Genomic DNA, 8,009 nt, shown 5'->3' on the forward strand with positions numbered 1-8,009 from the left:
TACCTTCGGCGTTTACTTCGGTCCCAGCGGATATTCCCAGCCTTTCGAGAACTGCGCCTGGCTGCTTGATATCTCGGACAGCGATCCGTTGAACGACAGGGGATGCATCGGAGTCTTTCCTCCGACCCCTACACCCACGCCAAAGCCCTGACGCCATCGGCCTGGGCGTTCCCGCGATGGGCCTGATGGCCTGGGGGTGGAGAGTCGGGGGAACTTCAGGGGCCCTTTTACACGGGCGAGTTCTACCTGGATGAACAGGAGCCAAGATCCGGGTGCGGAGCAAGCAGGGATCGCCCTCCCAGCATGCCGCACGAAGCCGCACACAACCCCAGGAGCCCATAAGGCCAGCCGCTTGGGCTTACGGTCAGCCGATCGCCCCCCTTGCCCCTCGCCGGTTTCCCAGCGAGGGGCAAGTGAAGCTTGGAGAGAAGCGGGAAGGAGAGCACCAAAGCCGAACGCGGGGCTCCGGCTGGAGGCAAGAAGGCAGGGCGATCGGCGGAAAGCGCCTGATCCCTTCCCATTCGCCTCGCCTCCCATCCGATCTCCTCTCTACCCTTTTGGTGGCCGAAGGCGATGGGAAGGCGGCAAAAGGGCGACGGATCCTATGTTTGATCCGCTTACCGGAGCGGGGAGCGGTTCGATTAGGTGGATCCCAGGGCCCGTCGGAGCTCCGCCGCGACCTCCGGGAGCGGGCGCTCGCGGCGCACCACGGGCGGGCGGGCCAAGCGCAGGCCATCGCCTACCCAGCGCGGGATCACATGAACGTGAAGATGGAAGATCTCCTGGCCCCCGGCCCGCCCGTTGCTCTGCACCAGGTTCAATCCGTCGGGGGTCAGCGCCTTCTGGATCGCCCGGGCCACCCGAACGGCCGTGCGCATCACCGCCGCCGCGTCCTCTTCGTCGATATCAAAAATCGTCGCCGCATGGCGCTTGGGGATCACCAAGGTGTGGCCCGGGTTCGCTGGGTGGATGTCCATGAAGGCCATCGTCTGTTCATCCTCATAGACGATCTCCGCAGGCTGCTGACGCGCCACGATGGCACAGAAGACGCAGCCATTCATTCTCTCCCCTCCCGATAGAGATCCATTTCGCACCTCAAACCGGCCGTGACGATGGTTCGCCGGATTTAGAAAGCGCTTCACGCGATCCCTTAGCCCTACACCGCCCTCTGCGATGCATCGGGAACCCGATGGAACCCATAGGCCCCCCTCCGGCCATCGAGCCCTAGGGCTCTACCCCTCCGCCGTCCCTGGAGCGCTCCTCCTGCGGAGGCCGCCATACAGGTTGAGAAGATCCCACGTCCCGAGAAAGTATAATACGCTCAACGGAAACGGAAGGCGAACGCTTTATCTTAATTGGGTAGGGGCGAAAAGCGTTTCGCCCCTACCAGCGTCGGCCATCAGGCCTGCGGAGCATGCTCGATCTCCCCCGTCAGGAACTCCATCGCGCTCGATATCGCGCCCGACGGCCGGGCTGGCGGCCTGCCGGGGAGGTGTTCAACGCCCTGCTGGAGCCGCTGCTCTCGCCGACCGCCCGCGCCCTGGACGCCGGATGCGGTCGGTTCGGCGTTCTGGGCCGCTTCCGGGATCGGGTGGCCCTGGCGGTCGGGGTAGACGTGGATTTCCTCTCGCTGAAGGAAAATTTCATCCTGCCTCTGCGCGCGCAGGCCCAGCTGGAGGCGCTGCCGTTTCCCGCCGGCGCCTTCGATCTGATCCTCTCCACCTGGGTGATCGAGCATCTCCCGGAACCCGAACGGGTTTTTCAAGAGATCGCCCGCGTCCTGAGGCCCGGAGGTCACTTCCTCTTGTTGACGCCGAACGCGCGCCATCCCCTGATCGCCCTGGGGCGTTGTATCCCCCAACGGCTGCGCCCTTCCCTCGTGCAACGCCTCTACGGTCGCGCGCCCCAGGACACCTTCCCCGTTTTCTACCGGGCCAACACCTCGAGGGAGCTACGGCGTCTCCTCGATCGGGCCGGCCTGCATAAGGTCGCCTGGTTCGAGATCGAAGACCCCACCTATCTGGCCTTCCATCCGCTGTTGTTCACCCTGGCCGCCCTGTATGAACGGCTCACCGCCTGGCCGCCGCTTCGCGGATGGCGGATCCATCTGGTGGGTCTGTTCCGGAAAGCCTGAGGGCGCCGATTCGCCTCATCGCCCGCGGGGTCGCAATGATTGCTCCCTTCCGGCATCGCCTTTACAATCCAGAATCTGTAACCCGGCCTTGATCACAACCACCTGATCCATTTCCATCGACGTCGTAGCGCGATCCGCTGAGGAGGGCTTTCCATGCACGAGCTGAAGTGGTGGCAGAAAGCGGTTTTCTATCAGATCTATCCGCGCAGCTTCGCCGATGCCAATGGGGACGGCATCGGGGATCTGGAGGGGATCCGTCGCCATCTGGACTACCTCCAGGATCTGGGGATCGAGGCCATCTGGCTCTGTCCCCACTACCCCTCCCCGCTGGTGGACTGGGGCTACGATGTGGCCGATTACACCGATGTGGCTCCGGAATACGGCACCCTGGCGGATTTCCAGCGCCTCCTGGACGAGGCGCACCGCCGGAACATCCGGGTGATCCTGGATCTGGTTCTCAATCACACCTCGGACCAGCATCCGTGGTTTCAGGAATCCCGATCCAGCCGGGACAACCCGAAGCGGGACTGGTATATTTGGCGCGATGGGAAGGCCGGCGGGCCGCCGAACAACTGGCTTTCCGCCTTCGGGGGCTCCGCGTGGGAATACGACCCTGCGACCGGCCAGTATTACTACCACTTCTTCTTCAAGGAACAGCCCGACCTCAACTGGCGCCACCCCGAGGTGAAGCGGGCGATGTTTGACGCAGTGCGCTTCTGGCTGGATCGGGGGGTGGACGGCTTCCGACTGGATGCGGTGGGGACGATCTTCGAGGACCCTGGGTGGCCGGATGTCGCAGCCCCGATGAGCTATCCGGAGTGGCTGAAGGCATGGCAGGGCGCCTCCGATGAGGCGGAGCGGGAGCGCCTGTGGCGCATCCGACAGGAGATATTCCGCCACCAGGAGGATCTGCCGGAGGTCCACGATCTGATGCGGGAGCTCCGGGCCCTGGTGGACACGTATGGGGATATCGTGCTGGTCGGGGAGACCGAAGATCTCGCCTATTACGGGAACGGGCGCGATGAGCTGCATCTGGTGTTCAATTTTCCGCTGATGAAGGCTCCGCGCCTCACCCCAGCGGCCGTGCGGGCGAACCAGCGGGAGCGGCTCGGCCGCATGCCCCCCGGCGCGTGGCCGTGCAACACGATGGGCAACCATGACGTCTCCCGCGTCCTGAGCCGTTACGGCGATGGCCAGCACGACCTGGAAATCGCCCGCATCGCCGCTGCCCTGATGCTGACCCTCCGGGGGACGCCCTTCCTCTACTACGGGGAAGAGATCGGAATGCGGGATCTGATTCTCACCGATCTCGCCCAGTTCAAGGACCCGCTGGGGCGCTGGTGGTATCAGATGGAACGGGAGCTGTTCGGAACCCCGCACGAAGAAGCGGTCATCCGGGGCGCCCGGTTCGGGCGGGACAAGTGCCGCACGCCGATGCAGTGGTCCTCCGGCCCCAACGCCGGCTTCTGCCCGCCGGGGGTCTCGCCGTGGCTCCCCGTGCATCCCAACCACGCGCTGGGCGTGAACGTGGCCGATCAGCTGGAGGATGGAGATTCCCTGCTCTCCTTTTATCGGCGCCTGATCCATCTGCGTCAGCGCACTCCTGCGCTGGTAGCCGGGGATTATCGCCCGCTGGCGGAGGACGCGGAGGAGGCCCTGATCTTCCTGCGCCGCCTCCCTCCGGATAGCCAGGCCTGTCTGGTGGCCATCAACATGAGCGACCGCCCGACCCAGGCTCTTACGGGCCTCGCCGCCTGGGGACGTTGCCTGTTCTCCACCCACCGCGCCGAGCGGAGCGAGGAGAGCGTGCAGGCACTGCGTCTTGCGCCCTTTGAGATCACGATTATGGAAATCGTGGAGAACCTGGGAGAGGTGCATTCCCCAAATCCACGCGGATAGGATTCTTGCCATTCCGTCAGCAACCAGCATGGATTTGGGGGTCGGAGATCTCTATGAGCCATTAAAGACTGAGCAGAGACGAACGCAGGGGCGAAAAATTCTTTCGCCCCTGCGTTCGAAAGAGACTCCGCGCGCAAAACGCTGGATCGAAGTCAAGATGATCGAGCAAACGAGGCGCGTTCAAAACCACCGAGTGATCACCACCTTGCGATCGGTGAAGAAATAGAGGGTATCCATCCCCTGGCCGTGGAGATCGCCGAAGAAGGAGTTCTTCTGGCCTGAGAAAGGATATGGAGCGATCGGCGCGGCCACGCCGATGTTGATCCCCACATTGCCCGCCCGCACCCGCAGCTTGAACTCCCGGGCCGCTTTCCCATCGCGCGTAAACAATGAGGCCGCATTCCCATAGGAGGAGCGATTAATCACCGTGAGGGCTTCCTCCAGATCCCGGGCGCGAATGATCCCCAGCACCGGCCCGAAGATCTCCTCGCAGGCAATGGTCATGGAAGGCTGGACCCCATCGAAGATCGTCGGCCCGATGAAATAGCCGTTCGGATACCCGGGAACCCGGATCCCCCGGCCATCCAGGATGAGATCCGCCTCTTCCTGCAGTCCGATCTCGATGTAACGATGGATGCGCTCCAGGGCTTTCCGGGAGACCACCGGGCCCATTTGCACCCCCTCCTCCAGCCCATAACCCACCCGGATCCGGGAGGCACCTTCCACCAGCGCCTCCGTCAGCGGTCGGTGGCTCTCCCCCACCGCGATCACCAGGGAGCCAGCCAGACAACGCTGTCCCGCCGACCCGAAAGCGGAGGAAAGGATCGCCGGGACCGTTTGCTCTAGAGCCGCATCCGGCATCACCACCAGGGCGTTCTTCGCTCCGCCGTGGCATTGCGCCCGCTTGCCATGAGCGGTGGCGGTGGTGTAGACGTAGCGGGCTACCGGCGTGGACCCCACGAAGGACACCCCGGCGATCCCCGGGTGTGCCAGGAGGACATCCACCACTTCCTTCCCGCCGTTCACTAGGTTGATCACGCCAGGCGGGAAGCCCGCCTGATGGATGAGCTCGAAGAGCCGGTTCTGGGTCATCGGGCAGATCTCGGAGGGCTTCACGATATACGTGTTGCCGGCCACCAGGGCATATGGGAAAAACCAGGAGGGGATCATCGCGGGGAAGTTAAAGGGGGCGATGCAGCAGAAGACGCCCACCGGCTCCAGGATGCATTCCTCGTCGATCCCGCTCGCGATCTGGGGGGTATGGTAACCCATCAACGAGGCAAACATCCCGGCCGCCGCCTCGATGTTTTCCAGGGTCCGCTGCATTTCCCCCCGAGCTTCCTCCAGGGTCTTGCCGTGCTCCTGAACGATGACGCGGGCCAAGTCATCGAAGTGCCGTTCTACCAGATCGCGCAGGCGGAGGAGATAGCGGGCACGGGTCTGGATCGGGAGCTGACGCCAGGTTTCAAAGGCGGCCTGGGCGGCCGCCACCGCGCGATCCACTTCTTCCGGTGTGGAAAGAGGAACCCGCGCGATGACCTCATCCAGGGCGGGGTTTCGGACCTCCAGGAGGCGATCCGTGGCAGACGCCACCCACTCGCCGTTGATGTAGTTTCGCAGCACCTCTACCCCCATAGGCTCCCTCCCAGGATAAGAAGAGGATGATCACGTTAAGATCCGAACTCATACTGGAACCGCGTCTCCTCAATCAGATGGGCGGTGAACGCATTCCAGATCCGCTCCGCGGTGATCGGGAGCTCGGTGATCCGAACCCCCAGGGCGTCCCGGATGGCGTTCGCGACGGCGGCAGCGCCGGGGACGACCGGCGGCTCTCCCACCCCACGCGCCCCGAAGGGACCATGGGGACTGGGCACCTCCACGATGTGGGCCTCGATGGGCGGGACCTCCGAGGCGATGGGCAACGCGTAATCCACAAACGAAGCCGTCAGCGCCACGCCGTTCTCATCATAGCGTAGGGCCTCCCACAGGCCCCATCCCAGGCCCTGGGCTGCGCCCCCGTGCATCTGCCCCTCGATCAACAGCGGGTTGATGGCCCGCCCCACATCCTGAGCGATCACCGCCTCCCGGACGGTTACGTGCCCCGTCTCGGGATCCACACGCACCCGGACCAGCATAGCGGCGAAGCCGGGGGCCTGTTCGGTCTGGGCGGAGGACCCGCGGCCGACCACCGGCTCAAACTTCCCGCCGAACCGCTGAGAGAGCCCGGCCACCTCCCCCAGGCTCATGCGGGGCTCTGGAACGCCCCGCACGTAGATCCGGCCATCCCGGATCTCCAGATCCTCGGGAGCGACTTCCAGGCACTCGGAAGCGATCCGCAGGATCTGCTGTCGGGCCTCCTCCGCTGCCCGTTGCACCGCCAGGCCGACCGTGTAGATGGTCTTACTGCCCCCGGCAGCTCCAGCATAGGGCGCCATATCGGTATCGCCCTGGAGGATGCGCACCTGCTCCACCGGCACCCCCAGGATCGTCGCCGCCAGTTGCGCCATCGCCGTGTGCGTCCCCTGGAGGTCCACCGCGCCCGTGTAGATCCGCACCACGCCATCGCGATCGACATGGCACATCGCCGCCGCGGGCTCCAAGCCTCCGTGCCATCCTCCCACCGCCAGCCCGATGCCTTCTCCGGGCCCTTTTCGCCGCTCCCGCCACAATGGATGCTCCCGCAAGGCCTCCAGACACGCCCGCAGGCCGATCGGGCCGTAACGCTTCCCGTTGGGCAACTCATCGCCCTCTTCCATCGCGTTCCGCAGCCGGAATTCCAGCGGATCGAGCCCCAGCTGGCGGGCCATCTCATCCATCTGGGACTCCAAGGCGAAGAGGGCCTGCGGGGCACCCGGCGCCCGATAAGCCCCCACCCCCGGCTTGTTCGTGAGCACTTCGACCGCCTCGATCTCGTAGTGCGGGAAGCGGTAAAAACTGCCTAAGAGGTGAGCGGCGATGCGATGGGGGGCGCCCGGGAAGGCGCCGGCGTCGAAGATCAGGCGGGCCTGGAGGGCGGTCAACGTTCCATCCCGCCGAGCGCCGGTCTTCAGCGTGATGATCGCGGCATGAGCTGGCGTCCCGATCAGGAACTCCTCCTGGCGGGCAAGGGTCAATCGCACCGGGCGACGGCTGTGGACGGCCAGGGCGGCGACGAGGGGCTCCAGCAGGGTGAACTTCCCCCCGAAGCCGCCACCCACCGGCGTCGGGATCACGCGGATCCGGTTCTCCGGCCAGCCCAGGAAATCCGCCACCTCCTCCCGCACCCCGAAGGGATCCTGGGTGCTGGTCCAAAGGGTGAGGGTCTCGGTCGCCGGATCCAGAGCGGCAGCTGCCGTATGAGGCTCGATATAGGCTTGGTGGACGGAAGAGGTGCGATAGGTGAACTCCAGGATCAGATCCGCCTCTCGGAAACCCTGGGTGACATCCCCTCGCTTGTAATGAGCGCGATCCGCGATATTTCCGGAGCGGGCAGATGGCCCCCCCTCCGAACCGCCGATGTCGGCGGCGTGGGCGCCGGCATCCGCCCGCACCCCTGGCCGTCCCCCCGGCCAGATCCAAGGCGCGTCCTCCGACATCGCCTGCAGCGGATCGATGAGCACGGGCAGGGGATCGATGTCCACCTCCACCTGAGTGGCTCCGTCCGCCGCCGCGGCCTCGTTCTCCGCCAGCACCACGGCCACCGGCTGGCCGTAATACACCACCCGCTCCCACGCCAGCAGGGCCCGGGCATGGCTCTCAGGTTCCCGCTGGAACCACGGGAGATCCGCCGCGGTCAGCACCGCCGCCACCCCCGGGACGGCGCGGGCGCGTTCCGTCCGGATGGCGCGGATACGGCCGTGGGCGTAGGGGCTGAGCACCAAGCGGGCATGGAGCAGATCCGGCAACCGGAGGTCCGCACCGAACTTCAGCTGCCCAGTGACTTTCAGACGTCCATCTCGCATCGGGATCCGCTGGCCGATGGTCATCCTTGCACCCC

5 protein-coding genes are annotated in these 8,009 nt (G+C 65.3%); 2 read left to right on the top strand and 3 right to left on the bottom strand.

Annotated elements, in window-relative coordinates; translation table 11 throughout:
* Positions 1-641: 641 nt before the first annotated feature.
* Positions 642-1,061 carry an HIT family protein gene (locus NZM16_RS02130; RefSeq protein WP_295478191.1) on the bottom strand — a complete coding sequence of 140 codons (420 nt, stop codon included), beginning with the start codon at positions 1,059-1,061 and terminating at the stop codon, positions 642-644.
* 353 nt (positions 1,062-1,414) lie between these two features.
* Between NZM16_RS02130 and NZM16_RS02135 the strand changes: the two genes are divergently transcribed.
* Together NZM16_RS02135 and NZM16_RS02140 are read left to right on the top strand one after the other, a co-directional pair.
* Positions 1,415-2,134 (top strand): class I SAM-dependent methyltransferase, encoded by a 720-nt coding sequence (locus NZM16_RS02135; RefSeq protein WP_295449829.1) that lies wholly within the window; start codon positions 1,415-1,417, stop codon positions 2,132-2,134.
* Positions 2,135-2,287: 153 nt separating this feature from the next.
* On the top strand, positions 2,288-4,033 hold the full coding sequence (locus tag NZM16_RS02140) for an alpha-glucosidase (protein ID WP_295449826.1): 1,746 nt from the start codon (positions 2,288-2,290) through the stop codon (positions 4,031-4,033).
* Between the two features lie 180 nt (positions 4,034-4,213).
* Here the strand turns inward: NZM16_RS02140 and NZM16_RS02145 are convergent, their stop codons facing one another.
* Both NZM16_RS02145 and NZM16_RS02150 read right to left on the bottom strand, forming a co-directional pair.
* On the bottom strand, positions 4,214-5,668 hold the full coding sequence (locus NZM16_RS02145; RefSeq protein WP_295449823.1) for a CoA-acylating methylmalonate-semialdehyde dehydrogenase: 1,455 nt from the start codon (positions 5,666-5,668) through the stop codon (positions 4,214-4,216).
* 35 nt (positions 5,669-5,703) lie between these two features.
* The coding region (locus NZM16_RS02150; protein ID WP_295478194.1) for a xanthine dehydrogenase family protein molybdopterin-binding subunit at positions 5,704-8,009 on the bottom strand (2,306 nt) is incomplete at its 5' end.

Origin of the sequence: Thermoflexus sp. (genome assembly GCF_025055495.1) — a bacterium.
In the GTDB taxonomy this organism is placed as follows: domain Bacteria; phylum Chloroflexota; class Anaerolineae; order Thermoflexales; family Thermoflexaceae; genus Thermoflexus.